At 61.7% G+C, this 25,566-nt stretch carries 29 protein-coding genes and 1 pseudogene; 6 read left to right on the top strand and 24 right to left on the bottom strand.

All coding sequences use genetic code 11. The features are described 5' to 3' along the window. Positions 1-30 precede the first annotated feature (30 nt). From FGL86_RS03685 to FGL86_RS03660, 5 genes are all read right to left on the bottom strand, one after another. Positions 31-768, bottom strand: coding sequence for a M15 family metallopeptidase (locus tag FGL86_RS03685; protein WP_186764465.1), 738 nt, complete (start codon positions 766-768; stop codon positions 31-33). 85 nt (positions 769-853) lie between these two features. Beyond that, a complete protein-coding gene (locus FGL86_RS03680) occupies positions 854-1,120 on the bottom strand; it encodes a type II toxin-antitoxin system RelE family toxin (RefSeq protein WP_147183329.1) in 267 nt (88 codons plus the stop codon). Continuing rightward, a complete protein-coding gene (relB, locus tag FGL86_RS03675) occupies positions 1,104-1,328 on the bottom strand; it encodes a type II toxin-antitoxin system RelB family antitoxin (RefSeq protein ID WP_147183328.1) in 225 nt (74 codons plus the stop codon). The genes FGL86_RS03680 and relB overlap by 17 nt, the downstream gene beginning before the upstream one ends. 219 nt (positions 1,329-1,547) lie before the next feature. Further along, entirely contained in the window at positions 1,548-1,973 is a 426-nt protein-coding gene (locus FGL86_RS03665; RefSeq protein ID WP_147183327.1) for a type II toxin-antitoxin system VapC family toxin, read from the bottom strand. Continuing rightward, the gene (locus FGL86_RS03660; RefSeq protein ID WP_147183326.1) at positions 1,973-2,224 is read right to left on the bottom strand and encodes a type II toxin-antitoxin system prevent-host-death family antitoxin; all 252 of its coding nucleotides are present in this window, start codon (positions 2,222-2,224) and stop codon (positions 1,973-1,975) included. Before FGL86_RS03660 ends, FGL86_RS03665 begins: the two co-directional genes overlap by 1 nt. Positions 2,225-2,441: 217 nt before the next feature. Between FGL86_RS03660 and FGL86_RS03655 the strand changes: the two genes are divergently transcribed. Further along, positions 2,442-3,467 (top strand): CNNM domain-containing protein, encoded by a 1,026-nt coding sequence (locus FGL86_RS03655; protein ID WP_147183325.1) that lies wholly within the window; start codon positions 2,442-2,444, stop codon positions 3,465-3,467. 33 nt (positions 3,468-3,500) lie between these two features. On the opposite strand, the gene FGL86_RS03650 is transcribed toward FGL86_RS03655, so the two are convergent. The 3 genes from FGL86_RS03650 to FGL86_RS03640 form a co-directional block, all read right to left on the bottom strand. After that, entirely contained in the window at positions 3,501-3,725 is a 225-nt protein-coding gene (locus FGL86_RS03650) for an amphi-Trp domain-containing protein (RefSeq protein WP_147183324.1), read from the bottom strand. A gap of 139 nt (positions 3,726-3,864) precedes the next feature. Further along, positions 3,865-4,965, bottom strand: coding sequence for an aldo/keto reductase (locus tag FGL86_RS03645; RefSeq protein WP_147183323.1), 1,101 nt, complete (start codon positions 4,963-4,965; stop codon positions 3,865-3,867). 200 nt (positions 4,966-5,165) lie between these two features. Next, the gene (locus FGL86_RS03640; protein WP_147183322.1) at positions 5,166-6,197 is read right to left on the bottom strand and encodes a sodium:calcium antiporter; all 1,032 of its coding nucleotides are present in this window, start codon (positions 6,195-6,197) and stop codon (positions 5,166-5,168) included. A 142-nt stretch (positions 6,198-6,339) separates the two neighbouring features. Here FGL86_RS03640 and FGL86_RS03635 point away from each other — a divergent pair, with 142 nt between their 5' ends. From FGL86_RS03635 to FGL86_RS03625, 3 genes are read left to right on the top strand one after another with little or no spacing between them, the layout of a single operon-like run. Continuing rightward, complete coding sequence (locus FGL86_RS03635) at positions 6,340-6,933, top strand: LemA family protein (RefSeq protein WP_147183321.1); 594 nt, start codon at positions 6,340-6,342, stop codon at positions 6,931-6,933. A gap of 15 nt (positions 6,934-6,948) precedes the next feature. After that, on the top strand, positions 6,949-7,545 hold the full coding sequence (locus FGL86_RS03630) for a LemA family protein (RefSeq protein WP_186764464.1): 597 nt from the start codon (positions 6,949-6,951) through the stop codon (positions 7,543-7,545). A 1-nt stretch (position 7,546) separates the two neighbouring features. After that, positions 7,547-9,457, top strand: a complete 1,911-nt coding sequence (locus FGL86_RS03625) for a M48 family metallopeptidase (RefSeq protein ID WP_147183320.1) — start codon at positions 7,547-7,549, stop codon at positions 9,455-9,457. On the opposite strand, the gene FGL86_RS03620 is transcribed toward FGL86_RS03625, so the two are convergent. The 12 genes and pseudogenes from FGL86_RS03620 to tmpA all read right to left on the bottom strand — a co-directional run bounded on the left by FGL86_RS03620 (position 9,439) and on the right by tmpA (position 21,656). After that, positions 9,439-10,041 carry an HAD family hydrolase gene (locus FGL86_RS03620; protein WP_147183319.1) on the bottom strand — a complete coding sequence of 201 codons (603 nt, stop codon included), beginning with the start codon at positions 10,039-10,041 and terminating at the stop codon, positions 9,439-9,441. The two genes, FGL86_RS03625 and FGL86_RS03620, sit on opposite strands and share 19 nt — an antisense overlap. A 157-nt stretch (positions 10,042-10,198) precedes the next feature. Next, the gene (locus FGL86_RS03615; RefSeq protein ID WP_147183318.1) at positions 10,199-11,485 is read right to left on the bottom strand and encodes a lysine N(6)-hydroxylase/L-ornithine N(5)-oxygenase family protein; all 1,287 of its coding nucleotides are present in this window, start codon (positions 11,483-11,485) and stop codon (positions 10,199-10,201) included. Further along, positions 11,482-13,233 carry an IucA/IucC family protein gene (locus FGL86_RS03610; protein WP_147183317.1) on the bottom strand — a complete coding sequence of 584 codons (1,752 nt, stop codon included), beginning with the start codon at positions 13,231-13,233 and terminating at the stop codon, positions 11,482-11,484. Before FGL86_RS03610 ends, FGL86_RS03615 begins: the two co-directional genes overlap by 4 nt. Then, entirely contained in the window at positions 13,230-13,940 is a 711-nt protein-coding gene (locus FGL86_RS03605) for a GNAT family N-acetyltransferase (RefSeq protein WP_147183316.1), read from the bottom strand. The genes FGL86_RS03610 and FGL86_RS03605 overlap by 4 nt, the downstream gene beginning before the upstream one ends. Next, complete coding sequence (locus FGL86_RS03600) at positions 13,937-15,622, bottom strand: IucA/IucC family protein (RefSeq protein ID WP_147183315.1); 1,686 nt, start codon at positions 15,620-15,622, stop codon at positions 13,937-13,939. The genes FGL86_RS03605 and FGL86_RS03600 overlap by 4 nt, the downstream gene beginning before the upstream one ends. An 80-nt stretch (positions 15,623-15,702) precedes the next feature. Beyond that, positions 15,703-16,515, bottom strand: a complete 813-nt coding sequence (locus tag FGL86_RS03595; protein WP_147183314.1) for a calcium-binding protein — start codon at positions 16,513-16,515, stop codon at positions 15,703-15,705. Between the two features lie 382 nt (positions 16,516-16,897). Further along, on the bottom strand, positions 16,898-18,364 hold the full coding sequence (locus tag FGL86_RS03590; protein WP_246131721.1) for an MFS transporter: 1,467 nt from the start codon (positions 18,362-18,364) through the stop codon (positions 16,898-16,900). 157 nt (positions 18,365-18,521) lie between these two features. Beyond that, complete coding sequence (locus FGL86_RS03585) at positions 18,522-18,650, bottom strand: Rid family hydrolase (RefSeq protein WP_147183313.1); 129 nt, start codon at positions 18,648-18,650, stop codon at positions 18,522-18,524. A 228-nt stretch (positions 18,651-18,878) separates the two neighbouring features. After that, positions 18,879-19,568: a glycine betaine ABC transporter substrate-binding protein gene (locus FGL86_RS03580; protein ID WP_342780072.1), complete on the bottom strand. Its 690-nt coding sequence runs from the start codon at positions 19,566-19,568 to the stop codon at positions 18,879-18,881. Between the two features lie 26 nt (positions 19,569-19,594). Beyond that, positions 19,595-19,906: pseudogene (locus FGL86_RS03575) on the bottom strand (thiamine pyrophosphate-binding protein); the annotation flags it as partial. Then, positions 19,903-20,487: an HD domain-containing protein gene (locus FGL86_RS03570; RefSeq protein WP_147183311.1), complete on the bottom strand. Its 585-nt coding sequence runs from the start codon at positions 20,485-20,487 to the stop codon at positions 19,903-19,905. The pseudogene FGL86_RS03575 and the gene FGL86_RS03570, both read right to left, overlap by 4 nt. After that, complete coding sequence (gene tmpA, locus FGL86_RS03565; protein WP_147183310.1) at positions 20,484-21,656, bottom strand: 2-trimethylaminoethylphosphonate dioxygenase; 1,173 nt, start codon at positions 21,654-21,656, stop codon at positions 20,484-20,486. The genes FGL86_RS03570 and tmpA overlap by 4 nt, the downstream gene beginning before the upstream one ends. 103 nt (positions 21,657-21,759) lie before the next feature. Here tmpA and FGL86_RS03560 point away from each other — a divergent pair, with 103 nt between their 5' ends. Continuing rightward, positions 21,760-22,767 (top strand): GlxA family transcriptional regulator, encoded by a 1,008-nt coding sequence (locus FGL86_RS03560; protein ID WP_147183309.1) that lies wholly within the window; start codon positions 21,760-21,762, stop codon positions 22,765-22,767. 91 nt (positions 22,768-22,858) lie between these two features. Here FGL86_RS03560 and FGL86_RS03555 read toward each other — a convergent pair whose 3' ends face one another. Together FGL86_RS03555 and FGL86_RS03550 are read right to left on the bottom strand one after the other, a co-directional pair. Further along, positions 22,859-23,149: a TA system antitoxin ParD family protein gene (locus tag FGL86_RS03555; protein ID WP_147183308.1), complete on the bottom strand. Its 291-nt coding sequence runs from the start codon at positions 23,147-23,149 to the stop codon at positions 22,859-22,861. Between the two features lie 78 nt (positions 23,150-23,227). Next, the gene (locus FGL86_RS03550; protein ID WP_147183307.1) at positions 23,228-24,109 is read right to left on the bottom strand and encodes a LysR family transcriptional regulator; all 882 of its coding nucleotides are present in this window, start codon (positions 24,107-24,109) and stop codon (positions 23,228-23,230) included. A 46-nt stretch (positions 24,110-24,155) separates the two neighbouring features. On the opposite strand from FGL86_RS03550, the gene FGL86_RS03545 reads away from it, so the two are divergent. Further along, a complete protein-coding gene (locus tag FGL86_RS03545; protein ID WP_342780071.1) occupies positions 24,156-24,908 on the top strand; it encodes an NAD(P)H-dependent oxidoreductase in 753 nt (250 codons plus the stop codon). A 23-nt stretch (positions 24,909-24,931) separates the two neighbouring features. Here FGL86_RS03545 and FGL86_RS03540 read toward each other — a convergent pair whose 3' ends face one another. Continuing rightward, positions 24,932-25,330, bottom strand: a complete 399-nt coding sequence (locus tag FGL86_RS03540) for a type II toxin-antitoxin system HicB family antitoxin (RefSeq protein ID WP_147183306.1) — start codon at positions 25,328-25,330, stop codon at positions 24,932-24,934. A gap of 9 nt (positions 25,331-25,339) precedes the next feature. Then, complete coding sequence (locus tag FGL86_RS03535; protein ID WP_147183305.1) at positions 25,340-25,534, bottom strand: type II toxin-antitoxin system HicA family toxin; 195 nt, start codon at positions 25,532-25,534, stop codon at positions 25,340-25,342. Between the last annotated feature and the right edge of the window lie 32 nt (positions 25,535-25,566).

Below are 25,566 nucleotides of genomic sequence, written 5' to 3'. Positions count from 1 at the left end.
TTAGCTGAGTATTAATTGACGCGATGGGTTTCACAGCTGCCGGCGCCAGCGGTCCTCGATACGCAGCGGCTCCGTCGAACCGTAGATCGCTTGAGAATGGTCGCCGTAATAGGCCCAGAGCTGATCGCCGAAATCGAAATGCCACCATTCGCTGGGCAGGTTGGTAAAGCCCTGTTCGCTCATGGCGTGATACAGCAGGCGGCGGTTATCCCGAACGCGGCGCTGATACGCACCTGACACGTTCAGGCGTTCAAAATAGGCGGTGTGGGAAAGCGGCGTGGCATCGTCGAACAAGGTGCCCATATCCAGCGGCAGGCCATCCGCGTCGCTCAGCGTCACGTCCACGGCGCCCCCGGTCAGGTGTGGGCTGGGCGCGGCGGGATCGGTGCTCGGCAGCGCCACGAACTCCCGGGTGCGCTCGAGAAGCTGCGCCTCATACGCGTTCGGGTATCGCTCTCGGATCGCTTCGAAAAGCGTATCGAACAGATACTGCTGGACTCGCCAGGGCCGCCAGCCGTCCAGCACGATCAACCCTATGCCTCGGGGAAGACCGCGCGCCGCCGCCAGCAGGCGACGATAAACCCCCTCGCGCACATGGCACTCATCCACCGCCCCGGGAATGCCCTGCTTGGCATAGGCGGGAAACATCTTGATCGGGGACGGCGCCAGGCTCATGGGTACCAGAGGCTCGTCATTCGTGACGATCGAGATGCGGCCGATCGCTGGCCAGTCCGGGGCGGAGAGTTGAGGGATGGGGGCGGAGGTCATGGGAGTTTTGATAAACGTTCAGTCTCTTGTGCAACAGGGTATTGTTTCGCGGCCGGTATCGAACTTGTCGTGCTTGATAAGGATGTCATCGGTAAATCTCGCGGCGATGGCCGATACGAATGACGAGTATTCGTATTGCTTGATCATCAATATCGGCAATGATGCGGTAGTGCCCTACCCGATAGCGCCATAGTTCACCCAGTTTTCCTGTCAGCGGTTTGCCCAGCTGCCGAGGGTTTTCCAGCGGCTCGATCCGTGAGCGCAGATAATCGCGAATACGCTTGGCGTCACTGTGACCGATCTTCTTGAGTTGCTTGGCGGCGTCGTCGGTGAGTTCAATCCGCCAGGCCAAGATCCCGCTCCACCTCGTCCAGGGTATGGGTGCGAGTTTCGCCACGGCGTACTCGCTCCAGCGTTTGCTCCGCCAGGTAGATATCCTCTAGATCATCGAGATACTCAAGAATGGCTTCACGTGCATAATAAGTCTTAGTGCGACCGGTTGCCTTGGCCAGCTTGTCAAGACGCTCTTCGATCTCGACGGGCAGTCGGATTGCCAGCATGATCGGTTACCTCGGAGTTTAAGTTCGATATACGTGTATAGCGCCGATCTTGTGCCGTATCAAACGCTTTTGCATCAATAAAACCGGCATTGTTTACTTATTTGACCGCTTTGTCTGAAACTCGATTTGCTCTTCGCGAATTTCCCGCTCGTGCTCGATATTGCAGGTCGCTCCGGCAGGCACGCGGATGCGCTCGCCGACGATGCTGATCTCGGTGTATCAGTCGAGTTGCCAAGGATTAAATAATCGGACATCGAAGGGAGTAAAGTCGCGAAGGTTTCGTGTGATCAATACTAGATTATGTCGGCGTGCCGTAGCGGCCAGCAGGGTATCGATTACCGGAGCAGCCAATCCTTTGAGGCGTGCCTGGGCGCTGATAACGCCCCACTCTTGCGCCGTTTCCTGATCGATCGGCAATAAGCGTCTTTCAAAACGCCGGGTAAGCTCTTGATCTAGCCATGTTTGAAGCCGCTGGCGTTTTCTACCGGCAGCAAGTGCCGAAATTCCTTTTTGTAATTCACCTATCGTCAGTACGCTTAAAAACAAACGATCTTCTTCCACATTTACCAGCCATTCGACGACCTGCGGTGCGGGGGAAGGCTTGACTATCTCGGAAATCACACAGGTATCGACGAGATAGTGCATTATAGTGCTACCTCGCGTCCTTCATCATGTGACCGCTCAAGATCAAGCTCAACCTCTGCCAAGGGTGAGGCGCGCAGAAACTCGACTAGCGAGCCTTGCGAATTCCGTTGTACTAGGGCGTCGTACTCTTCCGCGGAAATCATCACTACTTTGCGCTTACCGCGAACGGTGATGACTTGGGGTCCCTCACGGCTTGTCGTTTCGACCAGTTCGCTAAGCTTGCTTTTAGCCAATTGCAGCTGCCATTCCACGGCTGTTTTCCTCTTTTTAAGATCCACTGGTAATGTAAGCTATAAAAAACTAGTCTGTCTAGACTGTCGAGAGTCCGCCTTAGCTTTCAATCATCACACCAGCTCCAGCTCGTCGAGTAGCGCGGCCAGCTGCATTCCGCCCCATGGCCGAAAAACGTGACAGGGCTTATAGTTAGGCTTGGATAAATAAACGCCTTGTTCTCGACCGTGAGCTTCCATGCTTATACTAGCGGCCTTCGCTTTACTCTCCATCGGCTTCTCCTTTCTTTGTTCGATATTGGAAGCTGCCCTTTTATCGCTGACCCCAAGCTATATCGCCCAGTTGAAAGAAAGCCGGCCCAAGCTGCATCAGGCGCTTTTCCAGCTGAAAGCCGATATCGATCGCCCCTTGGCCGCCATCCTGACGCTGAACACCATTGCCCATACCGTCGGCGCCACCGGGGTCGGCGCCCAGGTTTCGGTGCTTTACGGCGAAGCCCATATCGCCGTGGCGTCCGCGGTCATGACCTTGTTGATCCTGGTGCTCTCCGAGATCATACCGAAGACCATCGGCGCGACGTATTGGCGAAGTCTGGCCCCGTGGTTGCCGCCCTTGTTGCGTTCGATGATGGTGCTGCTGTCGCCCTTCATCTGGCTCTCCGAGTTGATCACCACGCGAATCGGCAAGGCGGAGCAGGATGTGGATATACGCAGTGAAATCAAAGCGCTGGCACAAATCGGCCGGGATGAGCGGGCACTGGACGAAGACGAGGTGCGCACCATCGTCAATATTCTCAACCTCCACGAAATCACCGTGGAGAGCGTCATGACGCCGCGTACGGTCTGCGAAATCCTGCCGCCGGAACTCACCGTCCAAGAGTTCAATGCCCATTACGATAAAAGACAGTTCACACGCTTTCCGGTGATGGATGAAGGCGAGCGGGCATTGGGTTATGTGCACCGGGCCGATATCCATCACGCCGACGACGCGCAAACCATGAAGACGCTGGTGCACTCGGTGGATATCATCCTGGAAACCGACGATGTCGAAGGGGTATTCACGGCGATGCTCAAGGATCGCGGCCATATGCGCCTGGTCTACGATGAGCATGGTGCCTGGGTAGGGCTGATTACCCTGGAAGACGTGATCGAGACGATCCTAGGTCAGGACATCGTCGATGAGACGGACAGCGTTCAGAACCTGCGCAGATACGCCAAGCAACGTTGGCTAAAGCGTATCAAACGCGATGTCAGCGCCTCCTGAAAAGACAAGCGCAGCATCTTTCGACAGGGCCGATCACTCGTTCTTCCACTTGATCTGAAACTCGATCTCCTCCTCGCCCTCTTCTCGCTCGTGCTCGATATTGTAGGTCGCGCCGGCAGGCACGCGGATGCGCTCGCCGGCGATGCTGATTTCAAATCGCTTGCCTTGTTCCAGGGAATCCGCGAGTCGGCGCAGCTTGGCGACGAAGTCGGCGGTGGGGTAGCTCTTCTCGATGTCTCTGTCGGTCTTGTTGCTCATGGCAAGGTTCCTTTGCGGTGTACGGGAGGATACCCACCAGCATAGCGTAATGGACGGCGATCAATGGCGGCGCAGGACGAAACCGTTCAAAGAAATTCTGGCGATGGCGCGGCCCATGATGGGCCGCGCGTATTGGCGATCAACTGTCGGAAGATTTCGAGGCGCGATCGTCGTCGCGATGTTTGATGGTCTCGGCGTAGCCTTCCAGGAACGGTTTTTCCGCTGGATCCCAGCGGTCCATGCCGCAGACGATGCGGTGCCAGTAGGGATAGAGCGGTATCGGGCGGGTCAGTTTTTCCAGACGCTGATGCTCTTCGTCGCTGAGCTTGAGCTCCGTTGCCGCCAGGTTATCCCGCAGGTGTTCTTCGGTTCGAGCGCCGAAGATCAGCGAGGTCACCCCGGGCCGGTTCATCAGCCAGGCCAGGCAGACCCGGGCCGGGGAGCAGTCGTGGACTTCGCCGATGGCGAACAGCTCCTCGATGATGTCGTAGGCTCGCTCCATGTCATGGATATAGGGTTCCGGCCAGCCTTCGCCCTGGCGGGTGTTCGGCGGCGTGTTCTGGCCTCGGCGCACCTTGCCGGTGAGAAAGCCTTCTCCCATGGGACCCCAGATCAGGCTGGCGATGTTCTGATCCAGCGCCAGGGGCAGCAGTTCGTATTCCGCCTCCCGGGATTCGGGCGTGTAGTAGATCTGCTGGCTGACCGGCTTGAGATAATGATGCGTTTCCGCCTTGCCGAGCATCTTCATCATCTGCCAGCCGCTGTAGTTCGAGGTGCCGTAGTAGCGCACCTTGCCGCTGATGACGAGATGATGCATGGCCTCGAGGGTTTCCTCGATGGGCGTAAGGCCGTCCCAGTTATGCAACTGATAGAGGTCGATATGATCCGTGCCCAGGCGCTTGAGACTCGCCTCGACGGCACGAATCAGATGATAGCGGGAGGCGCCGGTGTTGTTGGGATCATCACCGAGAGGGCTGCGCCCCTTGGTGGCGAGAATGATGTCGTTGCGCTTCTTGCCCAGCGCCTTGCCGGTGACCTCCTCGGTCACGCCCAGGGAGTAGAGGTCGGCGGTATCGATCGTGTTGATACCGGCCTCGAAAGCGATATCGAGGATTCTCGAGGCGTCCTCCACGCCGACGCTGGCGGCTTTCTCGAAGCCGTGGGCGCCGCCGAAGGGCACCGTGCCCAGCACCATCTTCGATACCATCAGGCCGGAATGGCCCAGCGGACGATAATCCATATCGTAGATTCTCCTTGCTTGGAAAAAGGCTACGCCAGACGATTCGACGAACGGCGTATCGCTCGCTCATCATTTCCAGGAGCGAGCGGTATTGAGACTCTAGTAGCGAATAAGAGTCGCTGGCAAGGGAGATAACAATGTCAGGGCGAGGAGCGAATCATCTCCCGCAGAGTTCATGACGCAGTGGTTCAGCGACTTCCTCAAGTCGGCGGCAGGCTCGGCACCCAGTCGATGAGGTCGAAGGTTTCCAGGCTGATCCAGACGATAAAAAGCACATAGATCGCCAGCAGGGCGACACATTCCCGGCGGGAGAGAATCATCTGGGTGCGCATCATCAGAAACAAGGCGACGGTGGCGGCGGTGAGCACTGCCATCATCGGCGCGGCGATGGAGAAATTGATCACCGCAGTGCCGGCGATCAACACCCCGGCGGGGATGCAGATCAGCAGGTCGAAGGTGTTGCTGCCGAGCACGTTGGCGATGCTGGTCACGCCGCGCCCGTGGCGGGCGGCGCGGATGGAGACGAAGGCATCCGGAATCGAGGTGCCGGCGGCGACCACGGTGATGCCCCACAGAAAGCTTGGCGTGTTGAAGATCTCGCCGAAGTTGATGGCGGCGCGCACCAGTCCCTCGACCCCCACCACGATGATCAGCAGCGAAAGCGCCAGGATGCCCCATTCCTTGCCGGGCTTTATCTCTCGGGTATCCGGCTCCGCCTGGTGATCCATGGTGTCCTGGTATTGCACGAACAGATAAAGCCCGTAGAGCGCCACCGGCATCAAGGCCAGCCATCGGGTCATCTCGCCTTGAATGGCGTTACCGCCGCTTTCGACCGGATGGTAGATCGCGGCGAAGGCAAAAGTCAGGGTGAGTACCGCCACGGCGATCATGTAGAACTGGGCTTCCTTGTAGACCAGATCGCGATTGGCGCGCAGCGGCTCCTTGCTCCCCAGGCCGGAAAGGGCGGGAATCACCAGGATATTGAACAAGGCGGAGCCGACGATGGCCGCGACTCCGAGCTCGAACTCGCCGTGTACCAAGGTGGAGATCACCGTGGTGGAGAGTTCGGGAAAGCTCGACCCCACGGCGACTACCACCGCGCCCTGCACGATGTCCGGCAGTTCGTAGTAGGCGGCCAGGCGCTCGCTGGAGCGCTCGAGCAGGCCGCTGCCCTGCCAAATAATGCCCGTGGCGACAATGGCAACGAAGGTCCATAACAGTATGTCCGTCATTCAGTAATCCTCGTTTCCCATTTTTTTAATAGCGCATGAAAAGTCGCGCTAATCCTTTCTCGGCAACGGCCGATAACCGGTGATACTGGCCCGAGCGTTCCGCCAGTCAGGTCATCAGGAGCCATTGCAAGGGAAACACCTCATGTCGCTCGTCTCAAATCTCGTGCCGCTATTGTTGATTGCACTGCTTTGTATTTACGCCGTCCACAATCGCCTGACCACCCAGGTCAATCGTTTTCACCATGCCTTCGTGCATCTCGGCATACAGCTCAAACGCCGCCATGGCTTGGCTAAAGAGCTGTTGCGGAGCCCGGGGATCAAGCTGAGCGGCAATCATCCGATCGTGGAAGCGCTGGTCGCTGCAAACAACGAAGCGGCAAGATGCCTGCGCCTGGCCCGGCACCGCCCCGGTGAGGAAACCGCCATGGCGGAGCTGACGCATGCCGAAAATACGCTGGATAGCGCTCTGGTTCGTCTGGCGCAGATGGTCGAGCATTCCACCGAGCTTGGCGCTTCCAAGGAGATCAAGCGGCTGCTCGATGAGCTGGGTGAGGCCGAGAAGCGCATCACGCTGATGAGCCAGATCTTCAATGGCACCGTGATGCGCTACAACACCTACAAGCATGGGGTCTCTCGCGTCTGGTTGGCGAACGCTCTCGGGCATCGTCAAGACGCAACGCCGCTGGGGTTCGATGATAGCGAGATGACTCCCCAGGCGTTTCAGCCGGCGTTCTAACAAGGAAACTCCAGCATGTCGATGACCGGCATCGTTCTATTGATCGCGCTTGCCGCGCTGCTGTTTTACGGGGTGGCGATCTACAACCGCCTCGTGGCGCTGGCCAATCGTTACCGCAATGCCTTCGCTCAGATCGAGGTCCAGCTCAAGCGCCGCCACGAGCTGATTCCCAATCTGGTGGAAACCGCCAAGGCCTACATGCGCCATGAACGGGAAACCCTGGAAGCGGTGACCGTCGCGCGCAACCAGGCGATAAGCGGCCTGCAGTCCGCAAGCGCGCGCCCCGGTGACGCGAGCGCGATGGCGGCCCTGGCCGACGGCGAACAGGCCCTCGGCGCCGCCCTGGGCCGCCTTAATCTGGTGATGGAAGCCTATCCGGGGCTCCAGGCCTCAGGGAACATGCGAGAGCTCAGCGAGGAGCTGACCAGCACCGAGAATCGCGTGGCTTTCGCCCGACAGGCCTTCAACGACGCGGTGATGCGTTACAACACCTACAAGCAGAGCTTTCCACCGGTAGTACTGGCGCCTTCCTTCGGTCACAAGGAGGACGCGGCGCTGTTGACTTTCGATGACAGTGAAGCCATTCAGCAGGCGCCTCAGGTAGCCTTCTAGCATGGATTTCTTCGCCGCCCAGGACAATGCCCGGCGCAGCACCACCTGGCTGATCGCGCTGCTGGTGCTGGCGGTGGCGGTTCTGATCGGCCTGACCACCCTGGCGATCACCCTGGCAATGGGGTTTTCCGCCCCCGGCCAGGGCTGGCGCTTCGATCCCTGGCTGTTGGGCAAGATCGCCCTGGGTGTCATGGCGGTGGTGCTGATCGGCGGGCTGTGGCGCAGTTGGCAGCTGCGCCGTGGCGGTCGCGCGGTGGCGGAGTCTCTGGGCGGGCGGCTGCTCAACGCCAACGTGCGCTCGCCGCTGGAAGAGCGCGCCCTCAATCTGGTGGAGGAAATGGCCATTGCAGCAGGGATCCTGGTGCCGGAGGTCTATCTTATCGAGGATCCGGCGCTCAACGCCTTCGCCGCCGGCCATGCCCCCGAGGACGCGGTGATCGGCATCACTCAAGGTGCTCTGGAGCGCCTCGACCGGGACGAGCTTCAGGGCGTGATCGCCCACGAATTCAGTCATATCCTGCATGGGGACATGCGCCTCAACCTGCGCCTGGTGGGCATGCTGCACGGTATCCTGCTGGTCGGGCTGATCGGACGCCTGCTGTTTCACGGCGGTCGAATGAGCCGCGTGAGGCTTTCCCGTTCGTCGAGCAGCGATGCTGGCGTGAAGATGATGCTGGCCGGCGGCGCGCTGATGGTGCTGGGCTATGCGGGGACGCTATGCGCCAATCTGATCAAGGCGGCGGTCAGCCGCCAGCGGGAATACCTGGCGGATGCCAGCGCGGTGCAGTTCACCCGTAATCCGGAAGGTATCGGCCATGCGCTGCTGCGCCTGGCCGGCCACGGTCATGGCTCCCAGCTGAGCGCTGCCAATGCGGTGGAATACAGCCATCTGTTCTTCGGTCCCGGAGTGCATGGCTTCTCGCGACTGACCCGCACCCATCCTCCGCTCAAGGCGCGTATCCGTCGGGTTCTACCAAACTGGCAAGGTGAAATGGCGCCATCACGGTTCACTCAGGAAACCGTTGTTCCGTCCCCGGAGCCCTTGCCGCCCATCGAGATGCCATCGAAGACTTCGATCGCCGACAAGCCGTTCCTCGCGGGGGCAGCGGTGATCGCCAGCATCGGCCAGCTAGAGCAAAAGCATCTGGATAGCGCCCGGCAGCATCTCGAGGCGTTGCCGCAAGATCTGGTTCGTGCCGCTCATGATCCCTACGCCGCCCGGGCGCTGATCTACGGCATCCTGATGGGGCTCGACCCCGAGAGCCGTGCGCGCCAACGCCAGGTACTGACCGACGCGGCGCTACCGGAAGTGCTTGCGGAATTGAATCGACTCGACGACGCCATCACCACGCTGGAAAGCCATCAGCGCCTGCCGCTGCTTGAACTGACCCTGCCGGTGCTGCGCCAGCTCAGCCCCGAACAGGCGCAGCGTCTGGATCACTGCCTGACCCTGTTGATGCTGCAGGAAACACAGCCCGGCGCCTTGCAATGGGCCTTGCTGCGAATTCTGCGTCAAGGCATGCAGCCGGGGAAAAGACAGCGCTGGAATCGTCGTCTGGAAGAGCTGGCCGGGCCGGCGGCCCTGCTGCTGTCGGTGCTGGCCCGCTACAGCGTGGATGAGCTTGCCGCCCGGGAAGCCTTTACCGCCGCCGCTGCGCCGCTTGGCATGACGCTGGAATACATGATCCTCGACGCCTCGCCGGAGGATCTGGACTGGGCGCTGCAACGGCTGGTGGCACTGGCCCCGCAGGAACAGGCCCGGCTGCTCAAGGCCATGGTGCGCTGCGTCGAGCAGTACGGCGTGATCGCCCCGGAGGAAATGGAACTGCTGCGGGCGGTCAGCCTGAGCCTGCATTGCCCGATCCCCCTGTCCGCCGGTGGATCATTGCCCCTTCAGGCGGGCGCCCGCTGACGAAACAGCGCTTTGAGCTCGTCCAGGTGGTCGACCACCAGGTCCGCGTCCTTGGTAAAGCGATGGTTATCGCCGTAGCGATACAGGCAGCTCAAGGCGCCGGCGGCCCTGGCGGTCTGCAGATCGAAGAGAAAATCTCCCACGTAGACAAGCTCGGGTGTCGTCGCATTGAAATGGCCGGCGATCTTCCTGAGTCCATCCGGGCTCGGCTTGGGAGCGCAGTCTTCCCGGGTCAGGGTCAGGTCGATGGGAATATCCAGGTTGCGCTTGACAAGCTCCACCGCCTCCCGGGTATTGCGGGTCAGAATCGCCGTGTGAAGGCCGAGTTCGTGAAGGCCATCGAGCAGCGCTCGCGCCCCGGGCATCCAGGTCGCCGCCAGCGCCCCGGCCATTTCATGGCGATGAATGATCCGGTGGGCGTGCTGGACATGAGCACTGTCTTCCAGAGTGGCGATATGTTCGAGCAGGCCGACGCCCTCCGGAAAGTCGAGTTCCCGACGAATCGCCGGAAAGTCCAGCCGTGAGTCGATCAGGGTGCCGTCCAAGTCAAAGGCCACCACGGTGATGTTCGCAAGGTCCGGCACGCGTTCGATTCCTCTAAAATAAAGATGCTAAGCGCACCTTACGCAGAAAAGCGGCCCTCGACCAGCAGACACCCTTGGCGGGCATGTCCTTATTGGCACTGCTTGACAAGCGTCGTCTCGCCAGGCGCTTTCTTCAACCCTGCCACCGGCAATTTTCTCAACCCCGCCAATCCACCATGCCCGTGCCCTGGCCGGTATCGAAGATTTCCTCGCCTGCCAGGTGGTTGATGATGGTGGCGGAGCGCCAGCACATCAGGCTCATCTGCGGCTCGGCGATGCCGTGGCTGAAGCGTCCGGCGTTGACCGCGTAAATCCGATTGGTGGCCATGTTCTTCCACTGCACCTGAAAGTGCTGATCGAGGATCAACTGGCCGCTGTCATTGAGTTCCAGACATTCCCGCAGGGGAGCGAGATAGGCGGGGAGCTGCTGGCTGAAGCCGGTGGCGAGAATCACCACCTCCGCCTCGCACTGTTGCTGGGTGGCGTCCAGGCGGTTGCGATAAGCAAGCCGATAGGTATCGCCTTGGCGCGCCATGCCTTGTAACTCACGCCCGGGCATCAGGCGCACCCGAAAGAGATCGCCCCGCACCTGGCCTTCGTAGAGGCGCCGGTAGATCGCCTTCAGGGTAGCCGGGGAGATGCCGTCGGAAGCGAGCTTCTGCTCTTCCACCACCCGCTGCTTGACCGCCCCGGGCAGGTCGAAGAAGGCGGCAATGTATTGCGGCGTGAAGTATTCGTTGGTGAAGGGCGTCTCATCCAGCGGCGCGAAATTGCTGCGTCGGGAGAGCCAGTTGATCTGGGCGGGGCGTCCCCAGTACTCGTCGAGTATCGCTTGCAACACTTCCGCTCCGGACTGACCGCCGCCGACAATAGCGACCCGCTTGCCGCGCAAATTGAAGGTGCGATTGGCGATGCCGATGGCGTGAAAGCAGTCCGATCCCAGGTGAGGGCGGCAGCAGTCCGGCACCCAGGGCGGTTTGCCGGTGCCCAGGCACAGATGGCGAGCCGCCACCGGCTGGCGGTCGTCGCTGAAGTGCAGGCGGAAGTGGCCGCCGTCGAAATCCACGGTTTCCAGCTGGCTGTCGAAGTGCAGGCTGGTCAGCTGAGCCGCCGCCCAGCTTAGATACTGGCCGTATTCCACCCGGCTGATAGCGGGCAGCTCCGCCGCCAGGAACTGATAGAAACGCTGCTGGCTGACCAGGAACTGCAGGAAACTGTAGGGGCTTTGCGGCGCCACCCCGGTGACCAGATCCTTGAGGAAAGAAGTCTGCAGCCGCACGCCGGGCAGCAGCATGCCCGGATGCCAGTCGAAGCCTGGCTTGCGATCGAAGAAGCGGGCCTCGAGCCGTGGCCGTTGGCTGTGGGGCGGGCTGTCCAGCAAGGCGGCAATGCTCAGGTTGAAGGGACCGATACCGATACCGGCCAGATCCAGAGGCTCGGTCATGATCCTGCTCCTTCGGAGAGAGGGATGGAAAGCGCCAGGGGATTGGGAAGCGGCGGGCCGAGTTCCGGCAGCGGGCGCTCCGCGCTGTCGTCGTAGCCCACTCGGTAGCGGGCACGATTGATGCACACCCGCAGCAGCTCCGGTTCGAACAGATCGAACCTGGCGAAGCTTTCCTCAAGCGGCGGATGGCGGCGCTGATAAGCCCTGAGGGTCTGGCGCAGCAAACCGTAGAAATCACGTTCCGGATAATTCAGATCCCGTTCCACCAGCGGCGAGATAAAGCGCAGGGTGGTCACCAGGTAGCCGGTGATCAGATCGTGAATCAGATAGTGGGCGGGCAGATGGGTCAGGGATTCCGCCACGGCTTGTGGCAGCCCGGCCCGTTGCGCCAGGGGCGCTTCCCACAGACGCAGGTCGCCGTGAAAATCCTTGATGGCGCCATTTGTCGGCACATGATCGTCGAGCACCACCGACAGGTTCTGGCCGTGGGCGATCACCCCGACCCCGTAGGCGCACATCAGGTGATAAAGCGGCACCGCGGTGACCTCGAACAGCCGGCGCAGCCAGGTTTCCACGTCGAGTCCGGAGCGGCGGATATGGGCAGCGATCAGGCTCCCTTCCTCGTGGGCGTCGAGCATAAAGGCGGCCAGAGGGCGGCTCAGTTGGCTATCCATGAGCCACGCTTCCAGACTTTCCCGCCAGATGGCGCCGAGCATTTCCGCATAGCGATAAGGGGTTTCCGGCAGCTCCCGCTGCCAGGGCGCCGGGCAGTGAATCCCCGCCAGCTCCCGCTGCACGATCAGGGGCGCGAGAGTGTCGTCCCGGCGGGTCAGCTCGCTCAGCCAGTCCCCCAGCGCCGGGCCGATGACGATATAGCGCCCGGGAATACCGCGAAAGCAGGAAGTGTTGAGCAGCGTCAGCGCCAGCTTGATGTCGTAATCCCCCGGGCCGCTCAGGGTGCGCAGGGAAAGCTGCGCCCGGTAGTCCCCGGCCAGCTCGCCGAGATCCAGCAGCTCGCCTCGGGCCAGGGGTTCTGCATATTGCAGGACGATATACTGCCGCCACTGCCAGGGATGCACCGGCAGCAGGCGGGTCTCGTCAAGATTCCAGCCCTGTTCCATCAGGCAGCTGTGGATATACGCCAGATCCTCCGTGGTCAGGCAGGCCTGCCACAGTGCCCGCCAGTTTTCTCGCTCGCTGATGGCGCTGGCGCAGTTCCGCTCCCGCACCGCCAGCCAGCGCAACTCAAAGGAAGCGCCGGATTCCGGACTGTAGCGGGCCAGGTCGCTCGTGCCCCAGCCGAGCCGGCCCTTGCTGGCCAGCAGCTTGGGATGGCCGTCCAGCAGGCTCTGCAGGGTGATGCCATCCAGCGCGACCAGTTCGCTCATGGCGTAACCCCGGCGGCGCGCCAATGTCCTGGCATCGCTGTACAGGGTGTTGTTGAGCTCCGCCAGCAGATTGCCCAGCAGGATATCGTCGATGCCCAGCACGGACTGAGCGTCCAGCAGGAATCGCTGGGGGCTATGGGCCGGCTCGCCGTTGCGGTCGATGCTGTCCGGCTCGACGATCAGCCAATCCCAGACGCTGCGCCGGGCGCGGAAGCGATAGCGGACATTCTCCGGCAGCTCGATCTGGAAGCAATCGTCCTGCAGCGCCTTGGCTTCCAGGCTGCCCTCGAAGCAGGATTCCCCCAGGGCCTTGGCCAGCAAACGCTTGTCGGCCAGTTCGAGCCAGTCCGCGTCTTTCATGTGCTTTCCTCGAAGAAATCCCGGCGCGCGCAGCTCAGCAGCGCCGAGCGCTTGTGAGGAAAGTCGAACTCGTAGCGCTTGCGCCAGGCGGTGAGCGGGTGGGTGTAGCGCAGGATGGCCCGGTTATCCACCCGCGGCTCGCCGAACAGGGTCTGGCAGCGGGGTTCCCGCAGGAACAGATAGTGGCTCAGGGCGTTCAGCCAGCCGACGGTGTTGGCGCGGCCCAGGTGGGTCGTCTCGCCCACCAGCACGTGTACTCCCTGATCGAAGGGGCCGTGATCGCAGTAAGGAGCGAGCCGGTCCTCCGCCACCCAGTAGCACTCGAAATAGGCGAAGGGCTGGTTGTCGAAGCAGCCGATCAGCGGCGTGCAGTGGGGGTCTCCAAGACGCTCGCGAATCATCCCGTCCAGGGTCGCCCGGTCGAAGGGATATTCCCAGAAGGCGGCGATGCGCGGATCGTTCTGCCAGCGGTGGAAGCGCTCGCCGTCTTTTTCCACGTCGATCAGCCGCAGGCTGAAGGTCTTGTGGATTTCCGGCAGATGGCGCCGGTAATGCTCGTCGACGGGGTTGGCCGGACGCAACGGATGGGAGACGTCGCCGGTCCGGGTCATGATCATCGGGCTGAGCGGCAGCAGGGCCGGGGCCAGGCAGCGTTCGCGTTCGCTGGTCAAAAGGGCCCCGTTGGTCAAGGAGGTTGAGTAAGTCATGGGTTGGCATTCGGGTTGACGATGGGATTGGCCATGGGGTGATACAGGGAAAGCGGGTCCGCCATGGTGTTTTCGTTGATGGCCTGAAAGGCGCACAGGAAGTTGCCCTTGGCCCAGAGAGTCGGGCTTTCCAGCAGGTAGTTCAGCACGACTGCGTCGTGCAGGCCGCGGGTCTTGAGGTCGAGCAGGAAGTCGCGCAGCCGCGCGAGATAATCCCGCTCCCGGCCCAGGCCGGCGCCGGCGAGGCTCGCGATCACATTGAAGGTGGCGTTGATGAAGAGGTAATAGCCGAACAGCCGAGTGCCCATTTCCGTCGGCACCAGATTGGCGCTGCGCTCCACCAGGCGCCCGAGATGCGGGCCGTAGCACTGGGTGGCCAGATCGGTGAAGCCGGTGCCCTGGCAGTCCCGAAACCAGCCGCGAACCGGCATCAGGTCATCGAGCTGCAGGAGAATATTCTGCTGATGGGCGCCGAACAGCAGGCCGTAGTCCGCCTGGGCGATCAGCAGCGGTTCCACGACGACATCGAGAAAGGCGGCGAACCAGTAGCTGGCGGCGGTTTCCGGGTGCGGGGTCTGCATCAGGCGCTGGGCCAGTCGTGAGAGACCGCTGCGCGGATCGTCCTGCAGCAAAGTGACGAGGGTTTCCACGTTGTTCGCCGCCTCGCCGACAAAGGGGTTGTCCCGCCACAGCATCAGGGTCTGGGGCAATAGCTGCCCGGCGTCATCCTGGATTCCCAGCCCCAGGGGTTCGCGCAGAATACGGAAGTACGGAAAGCGCGTGGCGAATTCCGCCAGCGCCGGGGAATCGAGCACCTGTTCCAGCACCGCGCCGCGATGGAACTCGCCTTCCTGAAGATGACGCAGGGAGTTGGTCAGACGCACGCTCAAGGAAAACTTGAGCATCCAGGGCCGCTCCGGATGCCAGATGGCCCGCACCGAAGAGGTCGCTCGCCACCGCGGGTCCGCTTTGCCGAGGTAGACGAGTTCGCCCTGATGGCGAAGCGTCGCCAGGGCCGGGTCCGTCTGCCAGTGGCGATGCTGGTAGGGGTGGCAGGGAAGGATCAGATGCTCGTCGTCGATGTGCTCTTGCCAGGGATTGTCCGGCAGCAGTTGCTGGATCAACATTTCCGGTTCAAGGTCCGTACCCTTGCTGGCGCCGAGCCGGTGCCGCGCCACCCGATACCAGCACAGCGGGAAGGCATTGGCATATTCCGGGGCGTAGCGCCGGGTATCCTCCGGGGTGAAGCCTTCCCGGGTCTTGGGGCAAGGATGGATGGAATGCCCCACCAGCAGCGTCGCTTCCGCCTCGATAAAATCCAGCGGCTCGCCAAACAGCCGGTCCAGGCTCGCCTGGGCGTTTAGGCTGTGTTCCAGATTGGTCAGGCTATCCTGTACTCGCGCTTTCAGGGCCTGGGCTCGGGCTGGGGTGCTCAGCTTGATTAGCTCCGGATGACGAAATAGCCAATCCAGCGCCTCGCGAAAACTCACTTGGCGATCGTCCAGACGCAGCGGCCCCGCGAACCGGTGACGACCGGTGATGGAAAGGTGGCGATAGGGCAGGTGCAGGGTATGTTCGCCATCCCGGATAAGCAGATAACCCGGCGCGACCTCGTATCGAGGCCATTCCCGCAGCAGGGCGTTGAAGAAGCAGTTGGCCGTGGCCCGTTCGGAAAGCGTCATGAGAGAAATCCCAAAAGGCCCGACGCCTTTCCTGCGCCGGGCCCTTGCTTGCTATCTTGCGTCAGAGATAAGGAACTGCCTCAGGCGATGGTGATGTACTCGGCTGCGTTGGCGAGGATATCGTCCGCGGGGATGCCGGCCATCAGGATCTGGGTCTGCTCGCCCAGGTCGACCACGGCGCCTGCTTCCGTGTCCGTCACCAGGCCCGCCAGATCCTCCAGGGACTGGATGCCCGTGTCGTTGATATTGGCGGACAGGATGACCTGGTCATTGTCCGGCGTGAACCGGTTGACCGTGTCGTTCCCGTCGTTGCCGGTATAGAAGAGCTCGGTGCTGCTGCCTTCCCGCGGCTGGCCCTCGCCATCGGCGCTGCCGTAGACCGCATCGTCACCGCCCTGGCCGTGGATCTGATTGTTGCCGGAGCCGCCGGAAAGCCAGTCATCGCCGTCGCCGCCTTCGATGACGTCATCGTCTTCACCGCCGAACACCACGTCGCTGCCGGTGCCGCCGATGATCAGATCGTTGCCGGTGGAGCCGTACAGCGCATTGTTGCCAGCAATGCCAAGAATGGTGTCGTCGCTGGCGTTGCCGAACAGCTGGTCGTTGTCTTCCCCGCCGTAGAGAAAGTCGTTCCCTTCGCCGCCGTCCAGCCAATCGTTGCCACTGCCGCCGTAGATCAGGTCGTCGCCGGCTTCACCGAAGACCGCGTCGCTACCGCCTTCCGCGTAGGCCACGTCGTTACCCTCGCCGAGGTAGGCCACGTCGTTGCCGTAGCCCAGGCGTACGCCGTCGTCGCCGCCTTTGGCCCTGACGATGGCGGGACTGCTGGCCCAAATCACTTCTCCCTCGTCGGTACCGAAGATCAATCCGTTGCCTTGATTCTCAATAGCCATTTCAGGCTCCTTTTAAGTATGGCGATTAGCGTTTCTGAGCTAATACTAGGCGTCTAGCGTCATACCAGAAGCTGGGCCGGGCTAAGGGTTTTTTGCTACCTGGCCTGCTATTGGAACCGCTAAACGCAAAACAAATAATAGTAATTATCATTTAGATTGTAAGCTGTATTTTGTAGCATTTTGTCAGCAGGAAAGGGATCGTGCGATAAACGGGCTCAAAGTCGCAGGCGTTTCGATAAAGCGTTCCGGAAGTCTCACATCATCAGCGCCAGCAGCATGCGTGCATCCCTGTATCGCGAACGGAGCCGGCACTGTTGAGGCTTGCCCAGGAAGGGCAAGCCGTAGCGTTACCAAGGGAGGGACGGTGGCTTGTCTGGTTTCGTCACGATCTTTTATCGCGAGAAGTCTGATCGTCGGTTGCTTTCGCTCGATCCCGTAAATCCTTGTACGCGACCGCGAGCGCGCTGAACATGATAAGCCCGATCAGGCCGAAGCCGAGGGAAACGGCGACCGGCCAGGAGGTCATATCGAGGGCGGCAAAGACCGCCGCGGTGATCACGGCGATGCCGATGGAGGTGCCGATGCGCTGGCCGGTCTGCATGATGGCGCCGGAACTGCCCGCGTACTTCAGCGGAACCTCCGCCAAGGTCAGCGCCTGGTTGGGGCTGACGACGGAGCCTTGCGCCACGCCGATCAACGATAGCGACAGCAGAAGCCACCATATACTCAGGTGGCCGTCTTGTTGCAGCAGGACGACCGCGATACTCGCGGCGAGGCCGGCGATGCCGCAAAGCAGCCCGCCTATGACCACCTTGCGACCATAGGTCATCACCCGCCGGCCGGCCCAGTTGGCGGCGAACGCCGAAATGAAAGCCGCGGGGATACCGACCAGGCCGGCTTCGAGGGCGGACTTCCCCAGGCCCTGCTGGAGATACAGTGCCACCAGCACCCAGATGCTGGTCATTCCCGTGAAGTACAGGGTCATGATAAGGGTGCCGTTGGCGAAACTGCGGGTGGAGAAGATGCTCAGATCGACCATCGGACTGCGGCCCAGGCGGGCGTAGTGTCGCTCCCACCAGACCCAGACCGCGACCAGCGCGAGTCCCAGCGGGAACAGCAGCCAGGTAAACGCCGAGCTTCGCGACTCCATGAAAGGGAACAGGATGGCGAATACCGCAAGCCCCAGCAGCACCGAGCCGATCGGATCCAAGGAGCGGAAGACATGCAGTACTCGGTGCTCGATGCTCTTGGCGGCCTTCGTTCCCTGGCTGAACAATGGCCTCGGGAACCAGACAAATGCCATGATGATGGCGGCGATACCGATGGGCACATTGACCAGAAACGTCAGGCGCCAGCCGAAGTCGGGACCACCGAGCTCGATCAGCAGTCCGCCCAGCACCGGACCGATGCCCACCGCCACGCCGACCGTGCTGCCGAAGTAGCCGAACGCCTTTCCGCGCTCGGCTCCGCGGAAATACTGCTGGATCATGCCGACGCCCTGAGGGCTCAGCAGCCCCGAGCCGACGCCTTGTATAAACCGGGCGATATTGAGCCAGTCAGCATCCGGGGCGAGGCCTGAGGCAATGGAAGACACCGTGAACACCGCGACCCCGATGATGAAGATTCCGCCGCGACCCATGATGTCACCGGCGCGACCGGCGGCGACCAGCACCACGCCGAAGGTCAGGGCATAGCCGGACAACACCCATTGTAGATCGGACTGTGTGGCCCCCAGGCCCTGTTGGATAGAGGGCAGGGCAACGTTGACGATGCTGACGCCGATCAACGACATGGCGATGGCAGCCAGCAGCACCGCCAGAACGCGCCAGCGGGTCGAACCCCCGGTCAAGTCATGGTCTGTTCGTTCTGAATCGGCCCGACTCTGCGCCAATCGTTGCCTCCGTTCATCCAGGAATAGTCGTGACTAGCGCCATCGATGACGCTAACGGCCAAGTTTTTGCATGCAAGACCGCATCCCTGCTGACGTCGATGGAATAGGTGCCGACCTACTTCGCCGCGATGACCTCGATCTCGATCAGCCAGCCGGGGTTGGCCAGTTGCGGCACCGGTACCGCGGAGCGGGCAGGCAGGTTAGGTTGATCATCGGTGCCGAAGAATTCCATATAGGCGTTCATTAGGCTGTCGAAATCCAGCTCGCCGGAAGAAATGGAGCAGCAAAAACGGCGGCTTTAAGTAGATGTTGCATGATGGCTCCTTGCTCAGCTGGGAATATTCCTAATCCAGAAGAATAGGATAGATCAACTCAGCCTCTAGGCCCAATCACATGCTTGATCTCTCGACAGTCGGCCAGCCCCCAGCGATTATCGATAAATTGCTCGCTCTTCAAGCACTGCGCAAACGGCTCACTCGATGGTCGGCTGTTCGCCGTCCCGGGTGGTCACGCCCTCGAGGAAGCTCTGAACCTGCTCGGGGTTGGATTCGATCCACTGCTCGGCGACCTCTTCCAGATCCTTGCCTTGCTGGCTGAACTCGTCGATGAACTGGCTTTGTTCCTCGGCGCTGAACACCACCTGATCGAGAAACCTGGTCAGGTTGGGGTTGGCCTCGCTGAAGTCGCGACGCACCACGGTACGGATATCGCTCTTGCCGTTTTCCCGGCCGTAGACGCTTTCCGGATCGTCGAGGATGACCATGTCGTACTTCGGAGCCATCCAGTGGGGCGTCCAGCCGTAGAAGGCGATCCAGCGCTGGTCGCGATAGGCAGCGTCCACCTCCGCCAGCATGCCGGCGGTGGAGGATTCACGAATGTCCCAGTCTCCCAGGCCGTAGACGTCGTTATCCGCGGCGTCATGGATCGCTTCGCCGACGGTGGAGCCGCTTTCGATGGAGTAGAACTCGGCGCCGAAGCGCTCGCGATTCTCCGGCTCGTTCAGTTGTTCCGCGCTGGTGATGCCGGCGTCATGCACGTAGCCGGGCACCGCGAAGCCCATGCGCGCCCCTTCGACATTGTTGCCCAGATCGACGATGGCGTCGGACTGCATGGCGGCGTCGTAGATCTTCTGCTGGGCGGGCAGCCAGCCGCCGAGAAACACATCGCTGTCCCCGGATTGCAAGGTGCTGTAGCCCGGCGGTTGACCCCGGAGATCACCAGCATGGGAATGGAGTCCGCCAGCGCCTGAGCCATGGCGGTGGCGATATTGGTCATGCCCGGGCCGGTGATGATGAAGCAGGCGGCGGGCTTGCCGGTGGACCGGGCATAACCGTCCGCCATAAAGCCGGCGCCCTGCTCGTGGCGCGGGGTGACATGGTGCAGCGTTCGGCCTTCGAGGCCGCGATAGAGCTCGATGGTATGCACCCCGGGGATGCCGAACAGGGTATCGACCCCGTAGGCTTCCAGCAGATCGAGCAGGCGCTGGGCACAGGTGATCATGCGCTTTCCTTATCCTGGACGGTTGGAGCGTCGCCGAAGGGCACCCGGCTCATGATGCGCTCCACCATAGGCACGAAGTGCTCGAGAGGCAGGGTATCGTAGTCAGGATCGAAGGAGCGCTGGTCCCAGTCGTCGCAGAAGCGCACGGTGCGGGCGTAGGCGGGATGGTCGCGATACCGCTCCCGCGCCTCCGGGTCGAGGCCATAGAAGTGGCGATAGTGATAGCCTTGGAACAGCTCGTGATGGCGAATCATCCAGGTGTTGAGCGGGTCGATGAAGGGCTCGAGAATCCCCGCGGCGATTTCGGCGTGATTGGCCGGGGCCAGGTCGTCGCCGATATCGTGGAGCAGGGCGCAGACCACGGTTTCCTCGTCGGCGCCGTCCCGCAGCGCCCGGGTGGCGGTCTGCAGGCTGTGTTCGAAGCGATCCACCGGGTAGCCGTGGTTGTCGCCCTTGAGACGCAGCAGGTGTTCGAGCACCCGGCGGCTGGCGTCGTTCTGATACGCCTGGAAGTGGGCGTCGATGATCTTCCAGTCCTCGACACGGCTTTCGTCGAAACGCTTGAAGGTTGCTTGGCTCATTGCAGCTCCTCCTTCTCTTTTGGCGCAGTGGCTGGCTGGGTCTGTAGTTGAGGGGCCCGTAGTTGCGAGAATAAGACCCGACGGCGGCTGGCGGTGCTGTCCCGGTCCACATAGCCCTGGCGCAGATGGCGCACACCGCCTTCCAGTTGAAAGGCGGTGCGGCCGTGGAACAGCCGGTAGTTGTCCATGATCAGCATCTCCCCCGGGTCGAGCTTGAGATGCACGGTCAGCTCGTCCGAGGTAATCAGTTCATAGAAACGCTGCCGGGCGGCGTAGTAGCGCTCCAGCACCTCGGGATCATGGGCGGGGATACGTTCGGTGCGGTTGGAGAAGCGCACCCGATGCAGCCGGCCCTGGCTATCGAGTTCGATCAGCGGCCCCTCGCCGGCAAGCCGGGTCGTCTGGTCAGTGTAGAAGAATTCCGTGGCGAGCCGGGTCAGGCAGGCGTAATCCTCCGGCGCCTCTTCCCGCAGCCGCTGGGCCGCCTTGAAACCGTCCACCAGGGTGCTGTCGCCGCCCTCCGCGGCGTTGGTCAGGCAGTGCAGCCAGATATAGCCGGGGATCGGATCGCGATAGGGGTTGTCCGTGTGGGGCTCCAGGCCGCGCTGGGTCATGGTCAGGTCGTATGCCTGCGGCACGGACTTGACGTCGGCGATGCCGCCCCAGTTGGTGCGCCGCAGCGGGCCGATGCGATCGATCAGCGCCTGCATGCCGTCTTCCTCCGTGGGCACGCCGCGCACCCGCACGAAGCCGTAGCGGTGCAGATCCTCCAGCATTTCCAGCAGCCGCGCGTCGCTTTCCAGGGCGGCGGCGAAATCCGCCTCCGGAAGGCGTTCCAGGCGCGAATCCCACAGGGTCAGGCCCGCGGGAATATCCGTGCGCACGGCCTCGCCGGCCTCTAGCAGGGCATTCAGGTCGAAGGCGGTGTCATGGCCGTCGCTGAAGCGCAGCCGCAGCCGATCCGCTTCGAGCCTGGCGTCCTCGATGGTCAGATCCAACGGCAGCTGGGCGGCCTCGATCAGCCGCTGACCGGTCTGGGGGTCCAGGGTCTCGCTGTCCGGGGCGCGCTCCCGCAGCCACAGGGCGGCGAACTGGCGCTCGCAGTCCTGGGTGCGCAGCCTTAGACGGCGTCCCTGAGCCTGTAACGTAGGGGTGGCGGAAAGGGTCATGGCGGCAACCTCTATAGATGTACCTCGATAATATCGCCTTACCCTAGTGCTATACTGAGAAATGGTTTTGATCTTTTTCGCCATATAAGCGCTATTTTTCGCCATGACCGAGCCGATCGTTCATCCTTGGCCTTATCCACGCCCGGATTTGCCCCCGGTGCCCGCGCCGGGAGAGGCGGAACATACCGTGGATGTCTGGCTGGTGCCCAAGTTCTCCATGCTGACCCTGTTCTGCCTGCTGGAGCCCCTGCGGGTGGCCAATCGTTTCGGGCGAGAGCTGTTCGCCTGGCGCCTGCTGTCGAGCAGCGGCGAGCCGGTGGTGGCCAGCAACGGGGTGCGTATCGAGGTGGACGATCGGCTGAGCTTACTGGAGTGCAGCGAACTGCTGATGGTGGTGTCCTCCTACGAGGCGGAGGCCAGGGTGACCGCCGGCGATCGCGCCGTGCTGCGTCAGATCACGGCTTTCGGTGGGCGGGTCGGTGGGTTGGATACCGCCCCCTTTATCCTCGCTCGGGCGGGGCTACTCGATCAGCAGCCGGTGGCGCTGCACTGGGAGAGCGTGCCGGCCTTCCGAGAGGAGTTCGCGCAAATCGAGGTCAGCCAGGCGGACTTCATCTTCGATCAGCCCTGTCCCACCGGCTCCGGTGGCGCCGCGGGTATCGACATGATGCTGCAGTGGATCGAGCGGGATTATGGCCCGGCCCTGGCGGAGGCGGTGAGTCGCCAACTGGTGCACCAGCGCGCTGCGGAAGGCGAACTACACAAGGCCCGGGAGCGTCTGGCGCATCTGCCCCGGGCGGTGGCCAGCGCCCTGGCGATCATGGAAGCGCATCTCGGCCAGACGCTGCCGATTCCCGAGATCTGCCGGCTGGTGGGCCAGTCCCAGCGCCAGCTGACCCGCCAGTTCCAGGCCCAGTTCGGCGAAACCCCCAAGCAGTGCTACCTGGGCATGCGCCTGGACCAGGCCCGGCGCATCCTCACCGACAGCCGCTGCCAGGTTACCGAAGCGGCCCTGGCCACCGGCTTTACCCACCTGGCGCACTTCTCCCGTGCCTATCAGGCACGCTTCGGCGAACGGCCCAGTGTGACCGCGGGGCGGGGGTTGGGATAAAGCGCGGGGCGGGGGCTGGGGTAAGTCATGTAACGAGAATATTGGATGGTCATTGAGACAGCTTGTTTAGCCCGTAAGCGGTTGTCCCAGCCTATTTAATCTCGCGTAGAGTGCTGTCGTCCGAGCCGTCCAGCTCCTCCAGGCTCTGCCACAAGAGCCAAGCATGGGTGTGCTGTTCCTCGGGAGTCAGATCTTCCACCGGAATTTTGCCCTGAAAAGCCAGATTCACCTTATGCAGATCGAAGAGGCCGGATTCCTCCACGAATCTACCCAGCCGCGCCCAGTACTCGATCTGGCCATTCAGTGATCGAGAAAAGTGATCCTTCTTGATCTTGGCCGCTTCCAATAGTTCGTCGTCACTGAGCTTGACCGTCTGTGCCATATTCAGGTCCTCCCATGGTTATCACCTTGGATGTAGCGTAGAGCACAAGGTTCCATAATGGAACTCAACGCATGGGCCCTACCAAGGGTGCTCACCCAACAGCACCGCATTTCGCGCCTCAATGGCCTGAGCAACGACCTCAAAGAAGGTGCGTACACGTGCCGTACGGCGTAGGTCGGGATGGGTAAGCAGCCACAGGTCAATGGTCAGCTCGGGAATCATGGCGCTCCGACGACGCAACGTCGGCTCGGCATCGGCGAGATAACAAGGCAACACGCCCTGTCCCAAGCCCGCGCGCACCGCTGCCAACATGCCGAGCATACTGTCGACTTTGTAGACGGTATGCGCGTCGGCACCTTGCTGCATCATCCATGCTTCTAGTGCCGGATAGCCAAGATGCACATCGGGTCCCACCCAAGGCAATGCTTCATCACCGCTATTACTAGGCTCGTATACCGCCTGTGTAAGGCGCCCGACTCGTCGCCCTATCAGTGTTTCGGGAGGCGAATTGCCGGGACGGATGGCGATGTCAGCATCGCGACGGCTTAGGTTAAGAGGGCGGTTGGCAACGACGACTTCCAGAACGATGCGCGGATGCGCCGCCTGAAAATCGGCGAGAATCGGCGTCAGCAATCCCATCAACAGCGTATCGGTAGTGGTAGTACGCAAAGTGCCGGATAGCGTCAAGTCACGCCCCAATAGGCGACGCTCGGCACCGGCGATCTCGTCGGCGACGCGTGCTGCCGTTACTGCCAGATCATCCCCGGCTGGCGTCGGCATGTAGCCGTTGCGCGAGCGTTCGAACAAGCGCACTCCAAGGCGCCGCTCCAGCTCGCCCAAGCGGCGAAAGACGGTCGCGTGACTCACATTCAGTCGCCGCGCCGCACCGGAGAGCGAGCCGGTCTCGGCGATTGCCTGCACCAGCGGCAGGTCATTCCAGCGAGTCGTCAATTCGGTCATTGGTTTTCAATAATGCAAGCGGCGTTTGCAGCTATCGGGAATTACCATGCTGCACGTTTTAATCCTGTACTGTCATCCCGAACCCCATTCCTTCAACGCCGCGCTCAAGGATGTCGCGATCGAGGTTCTCGAGAATGAGGGCCATACGGTCGAGGTTGCCGATCTCTACGCGGAGAATTTCGATCCGGTGGAACGGCCCGGGCATTTTACGACACGCGCAGACGCCGAGGTCTTCTCGGCACTGACCGAACAGCGCCATCATTTCGAAAGCAATACGTTACCAGGAAAGATACAACATGAAATCGATCGGCTGTGGCGTGCCGATCTAGTGATTTTGCAGTTTCCGCTGTGGTGGCATGCACAGCCCGCCATGCTCAAGGGCTGGTTCGACCGAGTGTTTGTCTACGGCGGCCTTTACTCGGGAAGTCGTCGCTTCGATCGCGGCCCGTTACGCGGGCGCCGCGCGCTCTGCTCGGTAACCACCGGCGCTCCCGCCGCGACCTTTTCGCGATTCGGACGTAGCGCCGACATCACGACCCTGATGTGGCCCATTCATTGCTCGCTCTATTACGTCGGTTTCGAGGTGCTTGCGCCACAGCTGACCTATGGGGTCCAAGGCGGCGGGCTGAGTTATCAGGCGGAAGCGAGTTTTCGATGCCAACTGGAGGCCGATAAAACACGCTGGGCACGGCGCCTGACACAGCTCGAGACGGAAGCGCCACTCCCTTTCAGCGGTTGGGCGGATTGGGACGAGGACGGCGTGCTGCGTGAGACACATCCGCTACGCTGGCGACCCTGAGGCGCGAAGCAGGGGATTGGCTTTCACGAACTCCGCTGGCGCAGCGCCTCGGCGGCCGCCTGGGCGAGAAAGCCGGAGCGATTGCGCGAGATGGCGTCGATCTGGACCAGCAACCGTTTGGGCAGGGTGACGTTGACGCGCTCGGAGATATCCGGCGGGGGCAGCAGCGGTATCAGGGTGACCAGAGCATTATCCCATTCGATCCAGTCGTCACCGGTGGCCTTGATCTGCTCCAGGCTACGTGGGGCGGGAATCGCCTCACCGTCTTCCTGCATGCCGGCCACATGAAAGGCCAGTGCTTCGGCGCCCATGCGAAGAGCATCTTCAAAGTTGTCGCCGGCGCTGACGCAACCGGGGAAGTCGGGAAAGACGACGCCATAGGCATCGTCTTCATGATGCAGCAAAGCAATATAGTGCGCCATGAGATCCTCCTATTGCTGCCAGCCGGCCTGGCGGAAGATACTGCGAATCGTCGGCGTGGGCAGGTCTTTCCTGGGATGGGGGACGGTGACGCGGCCGGGTTTGTCAGGATGCTTGAACTGATCGTGCGAGCCGGCAACCGCGACCGGCTCCCAACCGTCAGCCTTGAGCATCTTGATCAGTTCTCGACTGCTGTATCGCTTCATCGTCATTCTTCTTTTGTGTATAAAAATACACA

The organism is Pistricoccus aurantiacus (assembly GCF_007954585.1).
In the GTDB taxonomy this organism is placed as follows: Bacteria; Pseudomonadota; Gammaproteobacteria; order Pseudomonadales; family Halomonadaceae; genus Pistricoccus; species Pistricoccus aurantiacus.
This window is presented reverse-complemented; position numbering and strand designations above follow the sequence as displayed.